This window comes from Simiaoa sp., assembly GCF_051972595.1.
GTDB classification, from domain to species: domain Bacteria; phylum Bacillota; class Clostridia; order Lachnospirales; family Lachnospiraceae; genus Acetatifactor; species Acetatifactor hominis.
Genome location: NZ_JBOKRY010000019.1, coordinates 1 through 24,546, shown reverse-complemented (window position 1 = coordinate 24,546; position 24,546 = coordinate 1). Strand labels below are relative to the sequence as shown.

General features: G+C 47.8%; 18 protein-coding genes. 2 read left to right on the top strand and 16 right to left on the bottom strand.

What is annotated here, in order from left to right:
* Window positions 1–87 precede the first annotated feature (87 nt).
* Entirely contained in the window at window positions 88–519 is a 432-nt protein-coding gene (locus ACTRDR_RS08470) for a M48 metallopeptidase family protein (RefSeq protein ID WP_440526930.1), read from the top strand.
* An 82-nt stretch (window positions 520–601) separates the two neighbouring features.
* On the opposite strand, the gene ACTRDR_RS08465 is transcribed toward ACTRDR_RS08470, so the two are convergent.
* The 16 genes from ACTRDR_RS08465 to ACTRDR_RS08390 all read right to left on the bottom strand — a co-directional run bounded on the left by ACTRDR_RS08465 (window position 602) and on the right by ACTRDR_RS08390 (window position 23,139).
* Window positions 602–3,106 (bottom strand): extracellular solute-binding protein, encoded by a 2,505-nt coding sequence (locus ACTRDR_RS08465; protein WP_440526928.1) that lies wholly within the window; start codon window positions 3,104–3,106, stop codon window positions 602–604.
* Window positions 3,107–3,140: 34 nt separating this feature from the next.
* On the bottom strand, window positions 3,141–4,421 hold the full coding sequence (locus tag ACTRDR_RS08460; RefSeq protein ID WP_440526926.1) for an ABC transporter permease: 1,281 nt from the start codon (window positions 4,419–4,421) through the stop codon (window positions 3,141–3,143).
* Between the two features lie 35 nt (window positions 4,422–4,456).
* Window positions 4,457–6,178 (bottom strand): HlyD family efflux transporter periplasmic adaptor subunit, encoded by a 1,722-nt coding sequence (locus ACTRDR_RS08455; RefSeq protein WP_440526924.1) that lies wholly within the window; start codon window positions 6,176–6,178, stop codon window positions 4,457–4,459.
* An 82-nt stretch (window positions 6,179–6,260) separates the two neighbouring features.
* Entirely contained in the window at window positions 6,261–7,211 is a 951-nt protein-coding gene (locus ACTRDR_RS08450) for a carbohydrate ABC transporter permease (RefSeq protein WP_330595896.1), read from the bottom strand.
* Window positions 7,211–8,125 (bottom strand): carbohydrate ABC transporter permease, encoded by a 915-nt coding sequence (locus tag ACTRDR_RS08445; protein ID WP_440526922.1) that lies wholly within the window; start codon window positions 8,123–8,125, stop codon window positions 7,211–7,213. The genes ACTRDR_RS08450 and ACTRDR_RS08445 overlap by 1 nt, the downstream gene beginning before the upstream one ends.
* 18 nt (window positions 8,126–8,143) lie before the next feature.
* Complete coding sequence (locus ACTRDR_RS08440) at window positions 8,144–10,444, bottom strand: ABC transporter substrate-binding protein (RefSeq protein ID WP_440526920.1); 2,301 nt, start codon at window positions 10,442–10,444, stop codon at window positions 8,144–8,146.
* A 313-nt stretch (window positions 10,445–10,757) separates the two neighbouring features.
* Window positions 10,758–11,531, bottom strand: a complete 774-nt coding sequence (locus ACTRDR_RS08435) for a CehA/McbA family metallohydrolase (RefSeq protein WP_440526918.1) — start codon at window positions 11,529–11,531, stop codon at window positions 10,758–10,760.
* Between the two features lie 232 nt (window positions 11,532–11,763).
* Complete coding sequence (locus tag ACTRDR_RS08430) at window positions 11,764–12,927, bottom strand: phosphoglycerate dehydrogenase (RefSeq protein WP_440526916.1); 1,164 nt, start codon at window positions 12,925–12,927, stop codon at window positions 11,764–11,766.
* A 12-nt stretch (window positions 12,928–12,939) separates the two neighbouring features.
* Entirely contained in the window at window positions 12,940–14,022 is a 1,083-nt protein-coding gene (gene serC / locus ACTRDR_RS08425) for a 3-phosphoserine/phosphohydroxythreonine transaminase (protein ID WP_022153863.1), read from the bottom strand.
* A 297-nt stretch (window positions 14,023–14,319) separates the two neighbouring features.
* Entirely contained in the window at window positions 14,320–15,729 is a 1,410-nt protein-coding gene (locus ACTRDR_RS08420; protein ID WP_440526914.1) for a L,D-transpeptidase family protein, read from the bottom strand.
* Entirely contained in the window at window positions 15,729–17,408 is a 1,680-nt protein-coding gene (gene ilvB, locus ACTRDR_RS08415; protein WP_440526913.1) for a biosynthetic-type acetolactate synthase large subunit, read from the bottom strand. Before ilvB ends, ACTRDR_RS08420 begins: the two co-directional genes overlap by 1 nt.
* 32 nt (window positions 17,409–17,440) lie before the next feature.
* Complete coding sequence (gene ilvD / locus ACTRDR_RS08410; protein ID WP_176864643.1) at window positions 17,441–19,117, bottom strand: dihydroxy-acid dehydratase; 1,677 nt, start codon at window positions 19,115–19,117, stop codon at window positions 17,441–17,443.
* A 70-nt stretch (window positions 19,118–19,187) separates the two neighbouring features.
* Window positions 19,188–20,270 (bottom strand): 3-isopropylmalate dehydrogenase, encoded by a 1,083-nt coding sequence (gene leuB, locus ACTRDR_RS08405; RefSeq protein WP_176864645.1) that lies wholly within the window; start codon window positions 20,268–20,270, stop codon window positions 19,188–19,190.
* 208 nt (window positions 20,271–20,478) lie between these two features.
* Entirely contained in the window at window positions 20,479–20,802 is a 324-nt protein-coding gene (gene yajC / locus ACTRDR_RS08400; RefSeq protein WP_176864647.1) for a preprotein translocase subunit YajC, read from the bottom strand.
* 134 nt (window positions 20,803–20,936) lie between these two features.
* Complete coding sequence (gene tgt, locus ACTRDR_RS08395; protein WP_176864649.1) at window positions 20,937–22,070, bottom strand: tRNA guanosine(34) transglycosylase Tgt; 1,134 nt, start codon at window positions 22,068–22,070, stop codon at window positions 20,937–20,939.
* Window positions 22,054–23,139 carry a M15 family metallopeptidase gene (locus tag ACTRDR_RS08390; RefSeq protein ID WP_440526910.1) on the bottom strand — a complete coding sequence of 362 codons (1,086 nt, stop codon included), beginning with the start codon at window positions 23,137–23,139 and terminating at the stop codon, window positions 22,054–22,056. Before ACTRDR_RS08390 ends, tgt begins: the two co-directional genes overlap by 17 nt.
* Window positions 23,140–23,373: 234 nt before the next feature.
* Between ACTRDR_RS08390 and aroC the strand changes: the two genes are divergently transcribed.
* Window positions 23,374–24,471, top strand: coding sequence for a chorismate synthase (aroC, locus tag ACTRDR_RS08385; RefSeq protein WP_440526908.1), 1,098 nt, complete (start codon window positions 23,374–23,376; stop codon window positions 24,469–24,471).
* Window positions 24,472–24,546: the final 75 nt, after the last annotated feature.

The window sequence follows — 24,546 nt, the reverse complement described above, 5'->3', positions numbered from 1 at the left end:
TTTCAAGCCATACGCAGTATATTTAATCTGTTCAAACTTACAAAGATACCCAGAGGATCAACATCCCTGTATGTGAAAGGCACTCTCATGAATCTATATGAAAATCAGCCTCTGACCGTTGCGGAGCTCCGCAGGCTGCAGGCTTTGGAAAACCGATATCGGAATGCTGCCAGAGAAGTGTTTACGAACCGTGTGGCATACTACCACCGCTTCACCGGTGGGCACTATACCTCCATCACCATCCGTGACCAGAAGACCCGCTGGGGAAGCTGTTCCTCGAGAGGAACTTTATCCTTCAATTACCGTCTGATCTACGGTCCTGCCGGTCCTCTGGATTATGTGGTAGTCCACGAGCTCTGCCACCTGACTCATATGAACCATTCGAAGGAGTTCTGGAACATGGTCGAGCGCATCATGCCGGATTACCGGATCTATAAACAGTGGCTAAGGGAGCACGGACAGGAGCTTACTCTGACGACACATCTGAAAAAGCAGGGCATTCCCATCCGCCTTAGCTGAAGCACCTTACTATAAATGGCGGCCTGTTTTTCAACAGACCGCCATCTTTTACTATTCTGCTCTACGCAGTGCTATCTTCCGTTTATCTGTTCTCGTTTACATAGACCTGTACACGGCTCTGAATGACACCTGCCACATCCCTCGCACTCTTCTGTCCTGAGAAGTATGCACCGGCTTCTTCTGAAATGATATTGGAGATTGCCTCATTATAGTATCCCCTCTTATTCACGCTTTCCACAAAGCTTACGATTCTGTCCACCTGCTCCTGTGTCAGCTGCGGCAGCAGTATTTCCTCACCGTTGATGTAATAGGTCTCATCGTATTCCACTTTGTTGCCGTTCTCATCCATATAGTACGGCTTCTTCGTAGCATCCTGCACATTCTTCTCAAAGGTGCTGCGAAGTACCGGAAGATTGTATTCCTGTTCCTGTATCTTATCCTGATATTCCTGTGTCAGATAGTAGCGCAGGAATTCCCATGCACCGTCGAGGTTCTTGGATTTTGCAGACAGGGCATACATCCTGTTACCTGCCCATAATACGGATCCCATGTCGCCATCGGTCGGGAAGCCTACAAAGGAGATATCCTCACCGAAGACACCGTTGATCGTACCGTTCAGGTCACGGATGTTGCTGATGGAAATGGTATCCAGCAGGGTTCTGTCCTCACGGTACTGGGATTCATAATTATTCCAGTAATCCTCTGCCCCGTAATCCTCTCCATATTCTACCGGCAGCTCGCCTGCATAGGCCAGCATTGCCACGAAATTATCCGTATCAAATGCACATTTTCCGGTGGATACATCCACGAAATCACTGCCGCAATAGTTCATCATGGTATACAGGAAGCTGTCTCTGGTGATATCACCGAAGAGTGCGGTTTCTTCCGGCATGGTATCCCGGATCGTCTGCAGTTCTTCCATAGTAATGGAGGTACGGTCACCGAAAATAGATTCTTTTCCTACCATAGTAGAGATATAGAAGGAAGGAATCACATAGTACAGTTTACCGTCCACACGGTACGCATCCCAGACATTCTGCAGATAGTCGTTTTTCGATAATTCCTCATCCCCCGCAATGAGGTCATCCACATTTGCCACCAGTCCCTTGGCAATATAGCTGTCCATTGACATATTGCTGTCCACGACCAGAATATCCGGCATTCCTCCAGAGATGATATCATTATTTAACTGCTTCACACCAAGAGTATAATCCTCTGAAGTGTTGTAGGTACTGTATTCCTTAACTACAATACGATAGGTGTCACCGGACTTATTATATTCTACCACTTTTCTCTTCAGATCATAGTCGATATAGTTACCTGCCAGTGTAAGGACGATCCGGTCCTTGATATCCTCCGGCTTCACGTGAGTGAACAGACCTCCGCATATTTTACCTTCGTTGTTATCATAGTAAAAGCCCAGGAACTGTTCCTCGTCCAGTACCAGGAAATTGTTCAGGCTGCCGGCAGCCAGATCCGAATTGATATAACTCATGATCTGCTTCGACTCCTGTGTCTGCACATTATAACCAAACAGTCCGTTACTATCGGCATAGTACAGGATGTCACCGTCTCCGGGCACCATATTATAATAACCGCCGTTGGTCAGTGTCGAGGAAAGCTTTATTCCTTCTGATACCGCATCTGTTGCAGGATCATAGGTTGCGATATACATATCCGTGTAATTGCTCTCATCATAATAGATGATCTGCAGCTTGCCATCCGGCGTAATGATATTAGAACTAGCATTGTTAATAAGTGTTGCTGCTGCCTCCGGCAGCTCCTTCCTGTCTGTGATACCCTCTTGCGTCACAGTGCATTTCTCTATTTTATCACCGCTTAACAGCAGTGTCAGGGTTCCATCCTCATTGGGGATGATACTATATACCCAGGAATAGCTTTCTTCTGTATTCATATCATTCAGATCAGCTTCCCATTTGATAGTCCCATCCGCACTCCAGCAGATCAATGCATAATCATTCGTACTGCTGTAATCATCGTCGGAATATGTCTCACTATAGTAATTGCGTATTCCGTAGACATTTCCATCCGAACCGACCGTACAATTGTTGAGCGATGTGTAAGTATAACTGCTGTTCCCTGCCGGTGCATCAACCACATCCATATCCGCTGCCGCAATATCCTGTGTGCTGGCCTCCTGCTCTGTTTGAGGCACTGCTTCATTTCCGTCCCCAGAAGCCTCACCGCCCTGTGCAGGTGCCGGAGTCGCCGGAGCCTCTCCTTCCTTCCACATAGGCAGTTCTACAGTGTCGATGACGGTACCGTCCGGCTTCATTGTAGCAAGATGCAGCGTACTCTGGCTGCCGTTATCGGAATAGTCATAGATCTCAAACAGAAGGTAAATCGTATCTCCCTTTCTGGTCAGCAGATCAATATTCATATTGTCTGAATCCATATTAAGATCCAGCGCCTGTTCCTTAAATACATACTGTTTTGCAAGGCTGGCATCGGCCGCACTGCTGCCACCGTTTCCGTTCCCGCCGTTACCCTTTCCACAGGCAGTCAGCCCTGCGATCATTGCCACGGTCAACGCGATACTGATCAGTTTTTTCCCTTTCTTTTTCATTCTCCCTCTCCTTTTCTTGTCTGTGTCTGTTGTTTTACGACTGCTGTTCCTCTTTTGTCTCCTGTGGTGTCTGCGTTTCCTCTGTCTGCATGTTCATTGTCTGCGCTTTCTCCGGCTCTTTGGAAGCTGCATCCGCAGGCTCTGTTCCCTCCACCGGTTCATCCGTCAGCCAGGAGAATTCACTGTCTGCATAAGGGTCTTCCTCCAGTTCCCGCTCCAGTTCCTCCAAAACATCCCTCTCCTTGTGGGGGTGTTTTTTCTCCCTGCGGCGTTCCACAGCCCGCTCTGCCTGATCCTTACCGGTATGCCATACATCCTTCAAAGTCCAGCCCTTATGACGCCACCAGTGTACAAAGCACCAGATAACGGTCAATACCGGATATAATAACAGAAGTAACATAAATACCGTAAGCAATGCAATAATGTCTTCATAGCCTCTCGCCAGATTCTCCCAGTAGGGGTAGATAATGGCTTTGCCGTTCATGGAACGCGTTCCGAAGGAAAGGATTGTTTTGATCCGGTTGGGCAGGGAATACCGTCTGCTGTTTTCCACGATCTCGACGTTTTTCTCGTCTATACCGATCCCTTCTTTTACTTTGCCGTAAGCGAACTCATCCACAGGGTTCGGCATAACAATCTCATAATGATTGATACCGTTGCTGGTCCCGTAGGTCTCCAGTGTCTCATAAGATACATAGACTACCGTGGAAGTTAAGCCTGCTGCCTTTTCCATTCTACCCTGGGGTCTGCGTACCACTCCGGTCACAATGTGCGGGACATTCCCGATATATACGGTCATTCCCACCACATCATTGGAGCCGAACAGCTGCCATGCCGCATCCTGATCGATGATACAATAGTCCTGCATCAGATCGTTACCGGAAAAATAGGAGCCGGTGATCAGCTTTAACGGATGGAACAGGAAAAAATCCCCTCCGATCCCAATCGCATTGGCATCCAGTGTGTTTTTTCCGTTCACCAGGGTGATCTTACCGTCTGCACTATAAGCATCCACCCAGAGTCTGGCACTTGGGTTCTCTGAGGTCTCTGTAATAGAGGCCTCCTGCAGCACATTTTTCAGCGAATACTCAAAGCTTTGAATGGTATCCTCCGTCACTTCCGCTTTGGAAGAGAAAAAGCAGCTGATCTGTGCCACATCCTTTTTTTCACTCCAGCGTCCGGCCATCTGCTGGGCATCCTGCATATTGACCAAATGATCACACCATAGATTCAATAGCAGGAACAGTAGGAAGGATACTGCCGCGCTGCAATACCATATGCACTTTTTTTTACTCTGTATCTGTATCCGAAACATATAGTCTGTTTCTTCCTTCCTGTAAGATTAAACGCTTATGAATTATTTGCCAGTCTGACCAGCTTTCCTGCCTCTACCGGCTGGGTAGATGTCGTAATGACAAATTCATAGCCATATAAAGCTCCGCTCACTGCAGACTGGGTGTCATCACTTGCCAGTACCTCCACATCCACACGGGTTGCCACATAACGGTTACCTAAGGGGCTGCTCTTGGATTCCACGATCAGGATAAACTTGCCGTTACTGTCCTCACGGATAGCACTGTTGGGTACGATCAGATCGTAATTGGCACTCTTCTGTCCTACGGATACATTTAAGGACTGTCCGGGGGTCACTTCATCTCCGGTGATGTCAAAGGTCAACAGCTTCTTCTGTCCGGGATCTGTGGTATCCGGCTTAATGCTGGCCAGGGTAATATCCATATCACTGTATCTCCAGGAGTTCACCAGATCTGCCTTATCTCCCACGGAAAGTCTCTTCGCCTGATCATTGGTCACGGAGAAACTCATGGTAAAGCCCTTACCCTCCGGCTGCATGGTCACCAGTGCAGTATCCGGCTGTGCCTCGTCTCCTGCCTTGACTGTTACGCCGGTAATGGTTCCCGCAATGGGTGCTTCGATGCTGGCGCCTACCGCATTCTCCTGCAATTTTGCAATCTGATCTCTCTGCTTCTTGAGACTGTCTAACTGGTAATCCAGATTCAGCTCTGTGGAGATATCCTTCAATAGCTGTGCCTTAAAGTCCTGTGCTGCCTTCAGCTTTGCATTTCTGCTGTCCAGTTCATTCTGCCAGTTCTGAGTCTGTACCGTCAGGGAACTGGTGGCATTTGTTTTGCTGTTCTGCTTCTCTGTCAGTTTTTTGTTAGCTTCTGCCAGGGCATTCACTTTATTATTATATGCTGTCACAGCTGCAGGATCTGCATTGATCTGTTCCTGTTTTTCGTTGATAAGTGTCTGATAGGTTGCTCTGTTGGTCTTGGCAACATTATATTCATCTTCCGGCACCTGATTTGTATATCCTTCATTACCGGATACTGAGCTCAAGATCCTTTCCTCATACTTTGCGATGGTGGCATCGCAGGCTGCCTTGGCTGCCTGCCACTCACTGATCTTATCCTTTGCGATCTTGACCCAGTCATTATTCAATGTTGCCTGGGCTTCTGCAACTTTTGCCTGTTCCGAACTGGTGTCGGGAGCTCCGCCGGCATCCACATTCACCTGTGCGGTCTTTAACTGATTGATAGCTGTCGTAGCTTCATCCACCTGCTTCTGCCATTTGTCAATCTCCGCCTCTGCCGCAACGATCCGGCTCTGATAGGTACCTACTGATGCTATCTGACCGGTCTGGACATTTGTATAGGCCGTATTGGAAATATCCCCAGACAGAAGTGCCAGTTCGAAATCCAGCATTGCCTTATCCAGTGCTGCCTGGGCATCGGTCAGCTCCTTACTTTCCTTATCCTCCAGTAACAGCAGGGGATCTCCCTTCTCCACCTTATCCCCGGTCTTCACCAGGACGCTGGAGATGGTACGCGTTTCATTTATCTTCACATTATAGGGATCTCCGCTCTCCACCGTGCCGGTTCCGCGGATCTTCGCCGTGATGGTGCCGGACTGTACATATTGTGCCGCCACTTCCGGAAGGGAATAGTTCATAAATGTGTTGGAGAAAAATGTCAGCACCAACATTACCGACAAGAATATAATGGCTGCATTTTTTACCCATTCTCTTCTCTTTTTTCCACCGTTCTCGTTCATCTTGCTTCTCCTCTATACTTCACTTTCTATCTGTACTCCGACAATCGGATCCATGCCGGTATATCATCAAAAATCAATGTTCCTAGCCTTTGACACCGCCCTGGTAGGTAATTCCGTCCACCAGATATTCTTCTCCGTAGAGAAATACCAGAAGACTGGGCACCATGTAGATCGTAGCTACGGCAAATGCCAGTCCGATCTCTCCGGAATTGATCTTACTCAAAAATACGGACAATGGATGCATCTCCGCATCGGATAACAGGATCAACGGCTGTTCCACCATATTCCAGTAATCAATAAATACAAGGATGGCAGCGGAACACAGTGCACCTTTACACAACGGCATACAGATCAGCCGATAGATCTGCCACTCTCCGGCACCGTCGATCTGTGCCGCTTCCATGACTCCCACAGGAATTCTCTTCATGAACTTCGTCAGCAGATAGACTGCAAAAGGTGAAAAGATTCCGGGCAGCCAGATGGCCCAGTACGTATTTAGTATGTTCAGCTTTTCCGCCACCAGATAATTGGGTACCAGCGTTACCTGATACGGCATCAGCATCAATATCACATAGGAGAAAAATACCAATGACCTCAGCTTCCCCGAGTACCTGGCGAATCCATAAGACGCCAGCGATGCCACGATCAGCTGAAACAGTACGATCGGCCCCACCAGGATCACGGAATTCCAGAATTTCAGCAGATATTCCGGGCTTTTCAAAAGTACCGTAGTATACTGGCTGAAGGATACGATATCCGGAATAAATTTCAAATTCACTTTTTCGGAAATATAGACCTTGCCGCCCTTATCATTCGTGGCAAATACCGAACCATAGTTCGCTGATATCTCCGAAGATGACATGAAAGAGTTGGTGATCGTCAGAACGATCGGCATCAGGAACAGTATGGCAAAAAAGGCTGCGATCACTGTTGCTATGCTGATGCGCATATTCTCATATATCTTCTTTCTCTTCTTGAACCGGATCGCCCTTCTAAGCTCCGGTGGAACAGGTTTTTTCATCTTCTGCTCCATCAGCCTTCCACATCCTTTCCGAAATGATTTTCCACTGCGAACAGAAGTCCGATGATCACGACCATGACGAGAGACATCAATATTGCTGCTGCAGACAGCGTCTGATAATCCAGACTCTTGAACTTATTGTTCATGAAGTGCTGCAGCATATAGATGGAATCGTAAGGATAATCCGTTGTCAGCAGATAGATCTCACGGAAGATCTTAAAAGAGCTGATCAGGGACATGATCGTCACAAATAAAAAGGTGGAAGACAAATACCGGATCTTAATGTAGAAAAAGGTCTGTAACGATGTGGCATTCTCCAGTCTCGCCACCTCCAACAGATCCCTGGGTATGCTGGCAAGTGCTGCCATAAACAGGATCATATTATATCCCAGATTCTTCCATAGGAATAAGATCACTATTACAATAATGGAGTAGCCAGACTTCAGCCAGTCGATCTTCTCCACACCGAATACTCCCAACAGATCATTGACCGCACCATTATAATGGAACAATACCTGCCAGATCAGTACAATGGATGCCACCGGCACCATCATGGGACTTAAGAAAAAGGTACGGAACTGACTCCGGAAAGGAAGCTTTGCTTCCAGTACCACTGCCAGAAGCAGGGACAAAACCACGGCTAACGGCACCGCAATTGCAGAAAATACCACCGTATTATGCACTGCCGTACGGAATGCCGCGTTTTTTATTACGCTTACAAAGTTGTCTAAAAATACAAAATTCATGCTGATAGGGTTATCCACCAGCGAATAAAATATCACAACCAGAAAAGGAAGAAAAAAGAAAGCAAGTACTCCAAGAAAGCTTGGGGCTATAAAAAGCCCCGAGCTCCTCTTGAGTTTCCGCATTCTCTTATCCAATTTGTGATGCCGCTTCCGCTTCTGATCCACCTGCTGTCTGCTCACGATATTTTAAGCCTTTCCTTATCTGTTTTCATTTACATAGACCTGCACACGGCTCTGAATGACATTCGCCACATCCGATACAGATTTCTGACCTTTGAAGAATGCTTCTGCTTCCTCGGTGATGATATTGGTGATCTCATCATTACCGGTTGCACTGGAAGGCTCAGCCACATTGATCAGATCCTGCAGGACTGCCACTTCCTCCTGTGTAGGTATATGATAGGAATATTCCCAGTCTCCGTAGCTGATGCTGGAAGTACCACCCTCCGGAATCGGATTCCCATTCTCATCCAGGATCTGCTCACCGTTTTCATCCGTCATATATGTCATATTCATTGCCTTCTCCACCATATCATCCAGCGCAGACTTTCTGGCAGGAAGTCCATAGGAATAAAAATTATCAAACGGCTGATTCAGGTAATTCTCAATAAATGCCCATGCGCCATCCTTATTGGAGGATTTGGCGGTAATCGCATACAGCTCACTGGCCTGCATATAAGTACCGCTGCCACCGCCGGAGGTAGGATATCCGATATAGGTTACCGGCTCGCCGAACATAGCTTCCTCCTCCTGAATACTATTCAGCTGATAGATACCTGTCATATTTAACAGTACTTCACCGGACTGGATCTTCGCCGGTGTAGATCTGTCGTCATTCTGCCAGTCATACTCTTCGGGGAAGGTATTGACAAATTCCAGTACCTTCTGGAAATCTTCCGAATCAAAGCTGCACTTTCCCGTCTCCCAGTCAATATAGCTGTCCAGATCATAGGCTAACAATGTGTACAGCATACCGCTCTTGGTCATGCCTTCAAACAGGGAAGCACCTTCATGCTGGCCTGCATAGGCTATAATATCGTCAATGGTCCAGCCCTTCTTATCACCCACTTCGGAGGTCTTGCCGACGATCGTGCTTAAGGTGAAGCTCTTCGGAATTCCCACCAGTTTTCCGTCATAGGTATAACTGTTTACAATATTTTCAAAGAAATCGTCCTTGCTTAATACACTGCTCTTCTCCAGATAGGGTGTCATATCCTCGAATACACCCTTGGAAGCCAGTTCCTTGACATCCAGGTTGGACAGATCCAGGATATCCGGGCATCCGGCTCCGGAGGTAATATCGTTGTTCATGGCTGTAATGCCATCCGCCCAGGAAGTTTCGGTCCAGTTATTGTCATCAATATATGTTTTAATATTGACATGATATTCATTACTCTGCTTGTTGAAGGCTACGGCTGCTGCCTGAAGGCTCTGGGAGGTATACAGGGTTCCGATCGTGATCTGGGACTTCTGTGCCACCTCACTGGCCTTGGTTTTGGTCAGCTTCACCAGGTCAGTTTCCCCTGTGTTCCAGTCATTGACCACTGCCAGGATCTTACCGTCTGCGGTGGCTGCGGCATAGGTGACATAACTGCCGTTAATATCACTGTCCAGCCAGCTCAGTATTTCAGTAGTCTTCTGGTCTGCGAGACTATAATCATACAGGGCAGTATCCGTATTGACCAGGAGATCATTGTCTATTCCGGCACATAACGCTCCGTTACCGTTCGTGTTCGGGAAGTTATCGTACGTCTGTCCTAATGCTTTGCCGTCAAAGTCGATCTGGGATAGCTTCACATTGCCGGATTGGTCATAATAAGCCAGGTATACCTTGCCGTCTTTTGCCTTTCCCATGCCCTGGATCCACTGGCTGTCCGTCTGCACAGCTCCCTGAAATTGTCCGTCACTGCCAAACAGCCGGATCAGTGAATCAGAGCTGATATAAAATCTGCCCTGGTCGTCCAGGCACATGCTGCCCACATAAGAATTATTCTCATCCTGCTGCATGATGTCCGTGATATCCTGTGCCATCAGCTCCGTACCGGATGCATCGTACTTGTGCAATACCGTTGTCTGCTGTGTATAAGCGTCATCACCTTCGGTGGCATTCCACTCAAATTCCGCAGTATAAATATTACCTTCCTCATCTGCCTGCATGGAATAGATTCCACCGCCGTCCGCATTAATGGTGATCGGCAGGTCCTCCCTGGAACCGTCTGTCAGCGAATAAGCTCCAATCACGACCTTGCTCTCACCGGAAGCTTCATCCCATTTGTAATTTGTATAATACAGCTTATCCCCCTGTACTGTCATGTTACTGTAGCTGGAATTCGTATTATCGTCCAGCTCCAGATATTCGGGAACATATACATATTCCTTCTGTTCTGTCTGTTCCCCCGGATTCGATCCATCCTGCTTACCGCAGGCTGCAAGTGACATTGCCATAACGGATGCCAGCGCGATTGCGGTTGCTTTTCTGCCCCTTAAATTTTTTCTCATATATTTCTCTCCTCTTAATTACGTTTATTGTGGTCTGTAATCTTAAAGATTCGCCCTAATAGCAAGTTCTACGGAACCTTCCATATTGCTTACTTATTTATGCATATTATACCCTATTTCCATAGTAAAAGCATCTTAAGAATTTATGAATTCAGATTACGATTTGTATAAAAAAAAGTAACTATTCAGAACCCCATTCGCAAAACCGCCTCTGCAAGGCTTTTCTGAATAACATGCTTGCATGTTATTTGCTCATAGTGGTTACTTCGCCCTTTGGCTCTGAATAGTTACAAAAAGTATAGGCCCAGGGGACCTATACCATCTTATGCATTTCCGTTTTTCTTCTGTGATGCCGGTACAGGCTTCCCAGTCTGTTGTAGAACCAGAAGGACTGTACCAGAATATTATTGGCTTTTCCGATCTTCTCTTTGGTAGTCCCCCGGTAATAAGATCCTCCGCATTTGATCCCTTCTCCAAGCTTCACCGCCCGGATCAGATCGGATTCACAATGAATCTGCTCCGGGATGTCAGTATACGCCATACCGACACAGTCCGTTTTGTGAGCATCGCTTCCACCGAAGGTCGGCAGTGCGTACATTTCCGCCAGTACCTTGGCGCAATGGTTGCTATCTACACTCTCACAGGCATTGAAGCCTTCCAGAAAATCAAACTGATTCATCACCGCCATCTGATTCCGCTTCTTCAGGGTATTGGTGAAGCTTAAATATTTCTCTCCGCAGGGATGTGCCGGTCCTAATATTCCGCCGTTCTTATGCACGATATCGATCAGAATCTGTACCGGTAATCCCCGAAGCTCCAGAATTTTCAGTTTAATAGTCTCCGGCATGATCACCAGGATATGTCCTGCATCAATGGTATCGTATTCAATCCCCTTCAGCACTACAAAGTCTTTATATTTTTGATCCTTGATATTTCGTTTCCAAGCACGATAACCATTATATGAATTATGATCACTGACCAGCATACCGTCAAAACCCTTGCGGATCAATTCCGCAATAAAATCCTCAATAGGAACCTTTCCATCCATAGATCCTTCTTTTGTATGACAATGCATATCAAATTTCATCTGTTTTGTTCCTTCTTTCTCTTGTGGCTTACGTCTTTGAACCATGCCAAGTATAACAGATTCCCTCATAGCATACAACGCCTTTACGAAAAAATGTATGTTAGTTTCTGACATTTTACGCTGTTTTTACCACTATTTCCGCTGTTTTTGGCATTACACCGGAAACGTAAAGCAGGCATCGGCCTTTTTACAGCCGATGCCTGTATATTTTTCTGCTATTCGGACAAATATCTTACTTTACGATACGTACACGGAAGACACCGTCAATCTTCTGCAAAGCCTCTACCAGATCCTGCGTTGCCGCACTTTCAATATCCAGCATGGTATATGCCACTTCACCGCGGGATTTGTTGGTCATATCGGAGATATTGATATTCTTCTCACCGATCACTGCGGTAAACTGATTCAGCATATTGGTAATATTTTTATGGAAAATAGCAATTCTTCCGGCCTGGCTGCATACGCCCATGTCACAGGCAGGATAATTTACGCTGTTGCGGATATTGCCGTTCTCCAGGTAATCCATCATCTCTTCCACAGCCATCTTCGCACAGTTATCCTCGGATTCCTCGGTGCTTGCGCCCAGATGAGGGATCACGATACAGCCGGGCTGTCCTGCTGTCGTAGGATTCGGGAAATCAGACACATAACGGGCTACCTTGCCACTCTGTAATGCCTCCAGGACATCTGCCTCATTTGCTAACAGATCTCTTGCAAAGTTTAACAGAACCACGCCATCTTTCATTTTGCTGATGGCTTCCTTGTTGATCATACCCTTTGTAGAATCCAGAAGCGGTACATGTATCGTAATGTAATCACAGTCTGCATAAATTTCTTCCACATTCATCACATGCTTGACAGAACGGCTTAAGTTCCAGGCAGCATTGACGGATACGTAAGGATCATAGCCATAGACTTCCATACCAAGGCTTACTGCTGTATTGGCCACCTTAACGCCGATAGCACCCAGACCGATGACACCTAACTTTTTGCCCATTACTTCTGTACCGGCGAATTTCTTCTTTTCTTTTTCTGCGGCTTTGGCAATGTCAGCGTTGTCTTTGGATGCCTTGACCCATTCAATACCGCCTACCACATCACGGGCAGCTAACAGCATACCAGCGATCACCAGTTCCTTTACGCCATTGGCGTTGGCACCGGGCGTATTGAATACTACGATACCCTTTTGGGCACATTTATCCAGAGGAATGTTATTGACACCGGCACCGGCTCTCGCTACTGCCAGAAGATTTTCCGGCAGATCCATCTCATGCATGGAAGCACTGCGGACCAGAACGCCCTCTGCGTCATTCATATTATCGGTTACTTTATAGTCTGCTGTCAGACGATCCAGTCCCACTTTGGAAATGGGATTCAGGCAATTGATCTGAAACATTTTTTCTCCCCCTTAAGCGTTCTCCGCTTCAAACTTCTTCATGAACTCTACCAGCTTCTCCACACCTTCGATGGGCATTGCATTGTAGATACTTGCTCTCATGCCGCCTACGGTTCTGTGCCCCTTCAGGTTCTCAAAACCGGCTTCTTTTGCTTCTTTTACGAACTTGGCATCCAGCTCTTCATTACCGGTAATGAACGGAACATTCATCAGGGATCTGTCTTCCTTGCGGACGGTACCCTTGAACAGCTTGCTTTCATCCAGGTAGTCATACAGTATCTTCGCCTTTTTCTCATTGCGCTCCTTCATTGCTTCCAGACCACCCATCTTCTTCAGCCATTTAAATACCTTGCCGCAAATGTAGATGCCGTATGCGGGAGGAGTATTGTACAGAGAATCTGCATCTGCATGGATTTTATAACGAAGCATGGTCGGTGTACCGGGAAGTACGTCCTCGGTGATCAGATCCTCACGGATGATCACGATAACCACACCTGCAGGTCCGATATTTTTCTGTACGCCGCCATAGATCACACCATATTTTGTCACATCTACCGGCTCGGATAAAAAGCAGCTGGATACATCTGCAACCAGGGGCTTACCCTTGGTATTGGGCAGGGTCTTGAATTTCGTACCGTAAATGGTATTATTCTCGCATATGTACACGTAATCTGCGTCCTCACTGATGGGCAGATCGGAGCAATCGGGAATATAAGAGAAAGTCTTATCCTCGGAAGAAGCGATCTTATTAGCCTTGCCGTACAGGGAAGCCTCCTGGTATGCCTTCTTCGCCCACTGACCGGTTACGATGTAGTCTGCCACACGGTTCTTCATCAGGTTCATGGGGATCATGGCAAACTGCTGGCTCGCACCACCCTGTAAAAACAGTACCTTATAGTTGTCCGGGATATTCATCAGTTCTCTGAGATCAGCTTCCGCTTCCTTAATGATCGTATCATAGGCTTTAGATCGATGGCTCATCTCCATTACGGACATGCCGGTTCCTCTATAATCCAGCATTTCATCGGCTGCTTCCTGTAATACCTCCTCAGGGAGTACTGCAGGGCCTGCGGAAAAGTTATACACTCTTGCCATTTTCAAAGACCTCCTCGATATTTTCTAAATTTTTTATAAAAAGCATAGGTATAGAATAAGCTTTTCATTTGCTTTAGTCAACTACATTGTTAAATTATTTTCAATTTGTTCGCCTGGCAAGGACAATTTATCTGAAAATGTCTGTATTAAATAAATAGTAACTATTTAGAATACGTAAATATCAAAAATGGTACTTCAAATGCTCGCATTTGTAAGGACCGTTGTTGATATTTACGTATTGCGTAAGCAATATTATTTGCATTTCTATGCAAATAATATCTAAATAGTTACCATTCATTAATAAAACATTACGACAGGGGTGCCGATCTGCACGCAATCAAACAATTCTTCCATTTTGTCCTTTGGTGTATTGATACAGCCGTGGGAACCCGCAGTCTGGTAGATGTCCCCGCCGAATTCTTTGCGCCATCCGGCGTCATGAATACCGATACCGCCCTTCACAGGCATCCAGAATTTCACAGGAGAGGCATACCCCGGTCCCCGTAAAACCCGGTTTTTCTGCTTATTATAGACAAAATTGACGCCTTCCGGCGTTCCCATGCGCCGCCGCATATTGCCTGTCACGATCTCCGTCTCAAGCTTCAATACGCCTTTTTCGTAATAGTACATTTTCTGTTCTGTCATATCCACTTCGATATATGTGTCACCAATATCATTTTTCCCATAGCAGAAGGCTTCTCTCTCGTAACTAGGAACATGTGTCTGTGGGGTGCCTGTATGTACGCCGGGATCCAACAGATGCTCCAGCAGGTAGGCAGTCTCCTTTTTCCGGTCCATTTTGCTGCCATAGGTTCCGCCCTCGATGGTGATCACATCCCCACGGGTACTGTGAAACTGTCTGGTTCGTCCATAGCCGTCATATTCTTCCGCCAGGCTCTGCACATACGCCGCCACAGCCTCCTCGTCCAACACAAAGTTTCCCTTCTCATCCTGCACCGGCAGTCCGTTCTGCGCAGTCAGAAAAGAAGCACAGTCCGCCGCTGTTACCGGATGTCTCTCTTCACCGAAGCAGTAGACAATATCGCAGGTCTGAAATCTCTCGATCTCTTTCCACAGATTCCTCAGAGTTTTTTGACTCTCATCCGGTGTTATCTCATAGTAGCATCCGCTCTCCTGCAGGTTCAGTGTTTCCTGCCCATTCTCCACGATTTCTTTTAATGCCAAAAAAGCCTTCTCCAGATCGATTCGGTCGCTCAGTCCGTCTGTGAAGGCATAGGCCCCCTCCGTATCCCTGGTAAGGCTGTAATCTGTTATTCTCTCCTGTTCCGTCTGTACGAATTTCAGGGCATTGTAGGCTCTGCGAAGCGCCTCCTCATCCACGGTCACCGCAGGTGCCAGGGTCCGCCTGGAATGAAGCAGAACATTGTCCACCCACAGATACGGATTCTGTTCCTGTCTGTACGCTTCCAGTGCACTGCCAAAGTCCGCGCGATAATCCACATCGGCGAGAGCGATCGTGTATTCCTCTCCCGCTTTATCCACGATGACAACATTCGGAGCTTCTGTATGTGACAAAAGCTCCGAATTCACTTCTTCCACCGTTTTTCCGGTACAGTACACTCCGTTGATCCAGGTATTCAGAGAAAAGCCTTCCCTGTAATAAAATGCCAGGACAAAATATACTGTCAACAGAAACAGTAGTAATATCAACACCGCAAAAAGTAATCTCTTCGTCGTCTTATTCATCAGGACTGCCTTTTCAAATCATCTCCGTCAAATACTTCACTGATGGGGGCTCCTGCCGGAACCATGGGGAATACCTTATCATCCTCCGGGATCATACACTCGATCATTACCGGTGCCTTCAGGGCAATGGCTTTCTCGATAGCGGGTGCCACTTCTTCCTTTTTGGTCACGCGGATGGCGGTACAGCCCAGTCCTTCTGCCACCTTACAGAAATCCACCTTATCCTTCAGTACTGTCTGGGAATAGCGTTTCCCATAGAACAGTGTCTGCCACTGTCTTACCATGCCAAGCACCTGGTTGTTGATGACTACCTGGATAATGGGAATGTTATAACGGCTGGCAGTAGCCAGTTCATTCATGTTCATGCGGAAGCATCCGTCGCCTGCAATATTGATGCAGACCTTATCCGGCTGTCCGATCTGCGCACCGATGCAGGCTCCCAGACCGTAACCCATGGTACCTAAGCCCCCGGAAGACAGGAAGGTACGGGGCTTCGTATAATGATAATACTGTGCCGCCCACATCTGATGCTGTCCCACGTCTGTGGTGATGATGGCTTCTCCGTTCGTCACACGGTCAATTTCCTGCATGATATAAGGACAGGACAGATTTTCGTCATCGTATTTCAGAGGATATTTTTCCTTCAGTTCCGTTATATGCGCCATCCACTCCGGATGTTCCTGTTTGGACAGGCAGGCATTTAATTCCGTCAGAGTTTTCTTCAGATCGCCTACCAGAGAGGCGTCCACACGGATATTCTTATTGATCTCCGCAGCATCCACATCCAGCTGGATGATTCTTGCATTCTCCGCGAACTTTTTCGGGTTACCTGTCACACGGTCGGAGAATCTGGCACCCAGTGCCACCAACAGATCACATTCGCTGACTCCCAGGTTCGAAGTCTTGGTACCATGCATGCCGATCATGCCGGTATAGCGCTCACTTTTTCCATTAAAGGCTCCCTTACCCATCAGAGTATCACATACCGGTGCATCGATCAGCTCTGCAAATTCTGCCACCTCAGCACTAGCCTCAGAAATGATGGCTCCACCCCCCAGATAGATGTATGGTTTTTTTGCCTTGTGGATCATCTCCGCTACCAGCATCAATTCTTCCCTGGTGTAACGGGTCACTCTCTCCTCCGGCTGAATCGTCATTGGAGTATATTCACAGACAGCCGCCGTCACATCCTTCGTAATATCGATCAGGACAGGACCGGGTCTTCCGCTCCTGGCGATATGGAATGCCTTACGGATGGTATCTGCCAGGATCTCCACGTTTTTCACAATATAACCATGCTTCGTAATGGGCATGGTCACGCCGGCGATATCCACCTCCTGAAAGCTGTCCTTGCCAAGTAAAGGTAAGGTAACATTTGCGGTGATCGCTACCATCGGTACGGAATCCATGTAAGCCGTAGCGATACCGGTGACCAGGTTCGTGGCGCCGGGTCCGCTGGTAGCCATGCAGACACCTACTTTTCCCGTAGCTCTCGCATAGCCGTCCGCCGCATGTGCCGCTCCCTGTTCATGGGAAGTCAGAATATGTCTGATCTCCCCACTGTGCTTATAAAGTGCGTCATAAATATTAAGGATTGCCCCGCCGGGGTAACCGAATACGGTATCTACCCCCTGCTCCTTCAGGCATTCTACCAGAATTTCCGATCCTGTTAACTGCATTGCAAAATCCCTCCGGTTATTTTAATGATTGCTTAGTTTTTCTGAGAAGGTGCTTCCAGTACCGCACCGCGGTTACCACTGGTCACCAGTTCATGATATCTTGCCAGGTAGCCGGTCGTGATCTTAGGCTCTCTGGGCTGCCATTTTGCTCTTCTGGCTGCCAGTTCTTCGTCGGATACCAGTACATCCAGTTTGTTCTCCGGGATGTTGATACGGATGATATCGCCCTCTTCCACCAGTGCGATCGGACCGCCCACTGCTGCCTCCGGAGAGACATGTCCGATGGATGCGCCACGGGAAGCTCCGGAGAAACGTCCGTCGGTGATCAGTGCCACGCTGGAGCCCAGTCCCATGCCCGCAATAGCAGATGTGGGATTCAGCATCTCTCTCATGCCGGGGCCGCCCTTAGGTCCTTCATAACGGATCACTACTACATCGCCTGCCACGATTTTACCGGACTTGATAGCATCAATAGCATCTTCTTCGCAGTCGAATACTCTGGCAGGACCTTCGTGTACCAACATCTCCGGTGCCACAGCAGATCTCTTGACCACGCCGCTGTCCGGTGCCAGGTTGCCCTTCAGTACAGCAATACCGCCGGTCTGGGAATAGGGGTTCTCCACAGGGCGGATGACTTCCGGATTCTTGTTGACACAATTCTTGATATTCTCTCCTACGGTCGTACCGTTGGCAGTCAGGCAGTCAAGATTCAAAAGTCCCTTCTTGGACAGTTCATTCATTACCGCATATACACCACCTGCTTCGTTCAGGTCTTCCATATAAGTAGGACCGGCAGGTGCCAGATGACACAGATTCGGAGTCTTGGCAGAGATCTCGTTGGCGATCTCCAGGTTCAGTTCCACACCTGCTTCTCTTGCGATAGCGGGCAGATGCAGCATGGTATTTGTAGAGCATCCAAGTGCCATATCCACAGTCAATGCATTCTGAAAAGCTTCCGGCGTCATGATGTCTCTGGGACGGATATTTTTCTCTACCAGTTCCATGATCTTCATGCCGGCATGTTTTGCCAGACGGATACGTTCGGAATATACGGCGGGGATCGTACCGTTGCCGCGAAGTCCCATACCAATGGCTTCAGTCAGACAGTTCATGGAGTTCGCGGTATACATACCGGAGCAGGAACCGCAGGTAGGACATACCTTTTCCTCGAACTCAGCCAGTTCATCCATAGTCATGGTACCGGCTGCCACACTTCCCACTGCCTCGAACATAGAGGATAAACTTCTCTTCTGTCCGTGTACATGACCGGCTAACATGGGACCGCCGGATACAAAGATAGTGGGGATATTCACTCTGGCTGCCGCCATCAAAAGTCCGGGAACATTCTTATCGCAGTTCGGGATACATACCAGTCCGTCAAATCCATGTGCCATAGCCATGCACTCGGTGCTGTCGGCGATCAGATCTCTGGTCACCAGGGAATACTTCATTCCCACATGTCCCATGGCAATACCGTCGCATACAGCGATAGCGGGGAATACTACGGGCATACCACCTGCCATGGCTACACCCATTTTTACAGCTTCTGTGATCTTATCCAGATTCATATGTCCGGGTACGATCTCATTGAAGGAACTGACGATACCGATCATGGGGCGTCTTCTCTCTTCTTCGGTAAATCCCAGCGCATTGAACAGACTTCTGTGGGGTGCCTGGGCAGTTCCTGTCTTAACGGAATCACTTCTCATAATTATATCTCTCTTTCTCTTCCTTATTTTCTCTATACCGGATAAATGTGCTTCCGGGGGGCAAAAGACATCAGATTCTCTCTGCCAGAAGGTCTCCCATCTCGGTACAGCCGACCTGTGTGCAACCCTCAGACATGATATCGCCGGTGCGGAAGCCGTCCTGCAATACCTTCTTCACCGCTGCCTCGATGGCATCTGCCTCTTCGTCCAGGTCAAAGCTGTAACGAAGCATCATAGACGCGCTTAATACGGTGGCGATAGGGTTTGCAATATCTTTACCCGCAATGTCCGGAGCGGATCCGTGGCTGGGCTCGTAGAGACCAAACTTTGTATCGTTTAAGCTGGCGCTGGCTAACATTCCGATAGAACCGGTCACCATACTTGCCTCGTCGGACAGGATATCTCCAAACATATTCTCTGTCAGGATCACATCAAACTGTGCGGGATCCTTAACCAACTGCATGGCACAGTTGTCTACCAGCATATGTTCCAAAGTAACGTCAGGATAATCCTTCGCTACCTCTTCCACAACTTTTCTCCACAATCTGGAGGAATCCAGCACATTGGCTTTGTCCACGCTGGTTACCTTTTTCCTGCGCTTTCTGGCAATATCAAAGCCTTTAATGGCGATCCTGCGTATCTCGTTCTCATCATAGGTCAGGGTATCTGTCGCTTTTCTCATCCCATTCTCCTCGATGGTCTTACGCTCACCAAAGTATAATCCACCGGTCAATTCTCTCATGATCAGCATATCGAATCCGGCCTTACTGATCTCCTCCTTCAGAGGGCACGCCGCTGCCAGCTCATCATAGAGCACTGCCGGTCTTAAATTAGCAAACAGATTCAACGCTTTGCGCATTGCCAGAAGTCCTGCTTCCGGGCGCTTTTCGGGAGGTAATTTGTACCAGGGGGATGTGGTGGTATTACCGCCAATGGATCCCATCAGCACCGCATCCGCCGCTTTGGCATCCGCGATAGCTTCCTCTGTCAGAGGGACTCCATGGACATCAATGGAAGCTCCACCCATTAAAATATCCTTATAGATCATTTTATGACCATATTTATGCGCAACTTTGTCTAAAACCTTTTTTGTCTCCCTGACGATCTCCGGACCGATGCCGTCGCCGGGAATACAGGTAATATGTAACTCCATAGTGTCATTTCCCTCGTTTCCTGTGATATTTCCTGTATTTTTTACGTAAAATACTTATTTCATAATAACTGATACTGTATGAAATTTCAACATTGAAAATTAACATAAATGCAATTATGCACATTAAAATAGATCAAGTTGTTAGGTGCGTCATACACGTAAAAAGGAGCAATACCTTATCCCGGCATTGCTCCTTTTTCACTTCTTTTTAGTTCTCTCCAGCCTTCTCAACCTTGCTGATGGCAGATTTCTCCATAGGAATACGGCAGTTCTTGTTATTACCGAACTCTACGATAACGGTATCGTCGGTAATATCGATCACGATGCCATAGAAACCGGAAGTGGTCAGAACGCAGTCACCTGTCTCTAAGTTGGACAGCATTGCAGCTACTCTCTTCTGTTCCTTCTTCTGCGGTCTCATAAAGAAAAACCACATTGCACCGATCAATACTGCATATACAAGAAGCATAAAGATCATGCTGGTTCCGGAACCTGCTGCAGCAGCCTCTGACTCAGTTAATAAAATACCCATTTGTTCCTCCATTCCGGCGTGTTACGCCTGTAAAACTATCTGTACAAGTAAGTATGATACACAAAAATAGCTTAAGGGGCAAGTCTTTTTGCATAAAATTGTATGAAATAACTCTAAACTCCGACAGATGCAACTTATTCTAACGGTGTAGCCATGGAATCCAGCTTGTGTTTTTTATATTCTGCAAAACGGCCTGCATCCAAGGCATCGCGGATCTCCGTCATCATGGTATTATAAAAATACAGATTGTGGAGTACACAAAGACGCATGCCCAGCATCTCCTTCGCTTTTAACAGATGACGGATATAAGCTCTGGAATATCGCTGGCAGGCAGGACAGTTGCAGCCCTCTTCGATGGGTCTGTCATCCAGTTCGTATTTGGCATTGAACAGATTGATCTTTCCATGGTTGGTATATAAATGTCCATGGCGTCCGTTTCTCGTCGGATATACGCAGTCGAAGAAATCAACACCTCGCTCTACACCCTCCAGAATATTGGCCGGGGTACCCACGCCCATAAGGTAGGTTGGCTTGTTCACCGGTAGATAAGGTACCACCTCATCCAGAATGTGATACATTTCCTCGTGGGTCTCGCCCACTGCCAGACCGCCGACCGCATAACCGTCCAGATTCATCTCAGCGATCCGCTTGGCATGCTCGATACGGATATCTTCATAGATGGCGCCCTGATTGATACCGAATAACAGCTGGTGAGGGTTCACCGTATCCTCTAAACTGTTTAGGCGTTTCATCTCTGCCTGGCATCTTTGCAGCCATCTGGTAGTCCGCTCCACGGAATTCTGTACGTACATCCGGTCCGCCTTACTGGGCGCACACTCATCAAAAGCCATGGCAATGGTAGATCCCAGATTCGACTGGATCTGCATGCTCTCCTCCGGCCCCATGAAGATCTTATGACCATCAATATGGGAGCGGAAGGTAACGCCCTCTTCCTTGATCTTACGAAGTCCCGCCAGGGAAAATACCTGAAATCCGCCGGAATCTGTCAAAATCGGCTTATTCCAGGACATGAACTTGTGAAGTCCGCCCATCTGTTTGATAATTTGGTCACCGGGTCTGACATGCAGATGGTAGGTGTTGGATAATTCCACCTGGGTTCCGATCTGCTCTAAGTCTGCTGTGGATACGGCGCCCTTGATCGCCGCTACTGTTCCCACATTCATAAATACAGGGGTCTGGATCACGCCATGCACTGTGGTAAATTCTCCTCTTTTAGCACGTCCTTCCTGTTTAATCAATCGATACATCTTCTACATATTCCTCCCAGAATTCTTCTAATGTTATGCCCTGTTCCATGATCACAGGTGCTGCTGCTTTCCCTACATAGCGGAAATGCCACGGTTCATATTCGATCCCCGTAATGTTCTCCTTGCCTTCCGGGTATCGTAAGATAAATCCAAAACAACCGCTGTTGGCTGCCAGCCACTTTCCTGCCTTCGTATCGCCGAAGCCTTCATCCAGCGACATATAGTCGTTACACACAATATCCAGTGCCAGCCCGATCTGATGCTCACTGGCTCCCGGTACCGTCACTGCCTGACTGGACAACTGATAAGCTTCCATATAGGACATTCCGCGGTTCATATACCTCTTGATCTTCCGGTTGAACAGCATCTTCTGATACTCCAGATCCCGGTAAGGAGAGCAGATCGTCAGGTTCACGCCATCCTTTTCCGCTGCCTCCAGCATAGCAAGAAGATCCTCTAAGATTCTCTTGTCGCACTGCATGGACCCCCGGATGGTGCCCAGCTGAAACGTATAATCCTCCGGAATGGAGTTCTGCTTGTTGATCAGAACCAGTCTCCAGTCATCAGAGCGGAATTCCTGTTGCTCCGCAGCCTCACGCGCATCGCTGTCTGCTCCGTTCTCCTGGGCATTTTCACTCACAATTTCCTCCGAAGCCCGCAAAATGTCAGAGGCATCGTATTTGTCTACCAGTGCATAGCCGTGGGAAGTACTGTTGTAATCCGACTGTTCCAGAACGTCCTCATCCTCTAAGAGTTCCAGCCCCGCCATATCCGGTTCCTTCTCCTCCGCTAAAGAGATGTCGGCAGTCTCGGCATTTTTCAATTCATAGTCGTTCCCCGCATCCTCTGTAATAAACGCCGGGAATGAAAAACTGCTGTATACCGCAAACAGGAAGAAAGTTCCCGCCATCACGGCAAAGCGTTTTCCATTATTCTTACAATAAGTACAGACATGAAAAAAAGACATCACAAAAAACAGCAACGGCACTGCTACCGCCCTGTTCCATCGATTCTTTTTCCCCAATTTCAGAAGTTTTGCTCTGGCTTTCTCTTCCGTTGTTTTTTCCATTTGTATATTCGACCTTTTGCTTCCCGTTAGCAATTATGTAATATGATAGCATATTTTATATTCCGTTGCATCCTTTTTCTATAAAAAAGTTGCGGTTTTTTCTGTAATTGCGTATAATCTATGATAAAAAGGTAACTATTCAGAACCTCTGCGCAGCAGTGAGAAAGCACAATTCATCGTGCGTTTTTGCGAATGTATGGGATGGGTTCGAATGAATTGAAAAGGAGAACTATCATGGCCGGTTCAACATTTGGAAACATTTTCAGGATCACTACCTGGGGAGAATCCCACGGGAAAGCATTAGGTGTCGTCGTAGACGGCTGTCCCGCAGGACTGTCTCTCTCCGAGGAAGATATACAGAAATACTTAGACCGCCGCAAACCCGGCACCAGTACCATCACCACTCAGCGCAAGGAGGCCGATCAGGTGGAGATTCTCTCCGGAGTCTTCGAAGGCAGGACCACCGGTACCCCCATCTCCCTGATGGTACATAATACCTCTCAGATTTCTGCGGATTACACGGAAATTGCGCAGAATTACCGTCCCGGTCATGCGGATTATTGTTTTGATGCCAAATACGGTTTCCGGGATTACCGGGGTGGCGGACGTTCCTCCGGTCGTGAGACCATCGGGCGTGTGGCTGCCGGAGCCATTGCAGCCAAGATCTTAGAGCAGATGGGTATTACCGTATTCGCCTACACCCGCTCCATCGGTCCCGTGGATGCGGATCTTACAAAGTTCGACCGTACTACTGCCCGCTCCACTATCACCGCCATGCCGGATGCAGAGGCTGATGAAAAAGCCTGTGCTTATCTGCAGCAGGCAAGAGAAGCCTGCGATTCTGTGGGTGGATGCATGGAATGTCTGGTCGAAGGACTTCCCGCAGGCATCGGAGATCCGGTGTTCGAGAAGCTGGATGCCAACCTTGCGAAAGCCATCATGTCCATCGGTGCCGTGAAATCCGTAGAGATCGGCGATGGTGCAGAAGTTGCCCGCCATACCGGTAGTGAGAATAACGATCCCTTCCGCATGGAGAACGGCAAAGTCACAAAGACCAGCAATCATTCCGGCGGTATTTTAGGAGGTATGAGTGACGGAAGTCCTATCATCGTCCGTGCTTATGTGAAACCCACTCCCTCCATCTTCCGCCCCCAGCAGACCGTGAACCGCTCCGGTGAAAATACCGAGCTTACCATCCGCGGTCGTCACGATCCCATCATCGTCCCCAGAGCTGTCGTTGTCATGGAATGCATGACCGCCATCACTGTGTTGGATGCCATGATGCTGAATATGTCGGCTAAGCTGGGTTCCCTTGTGGAGTTCTATCGATAAATTGAAAGTTACGAAAGCATAGCCGCGCATAGGCATAGTAAAGACAGCGATGGGCGCTTGCGCACAAATCGCTGT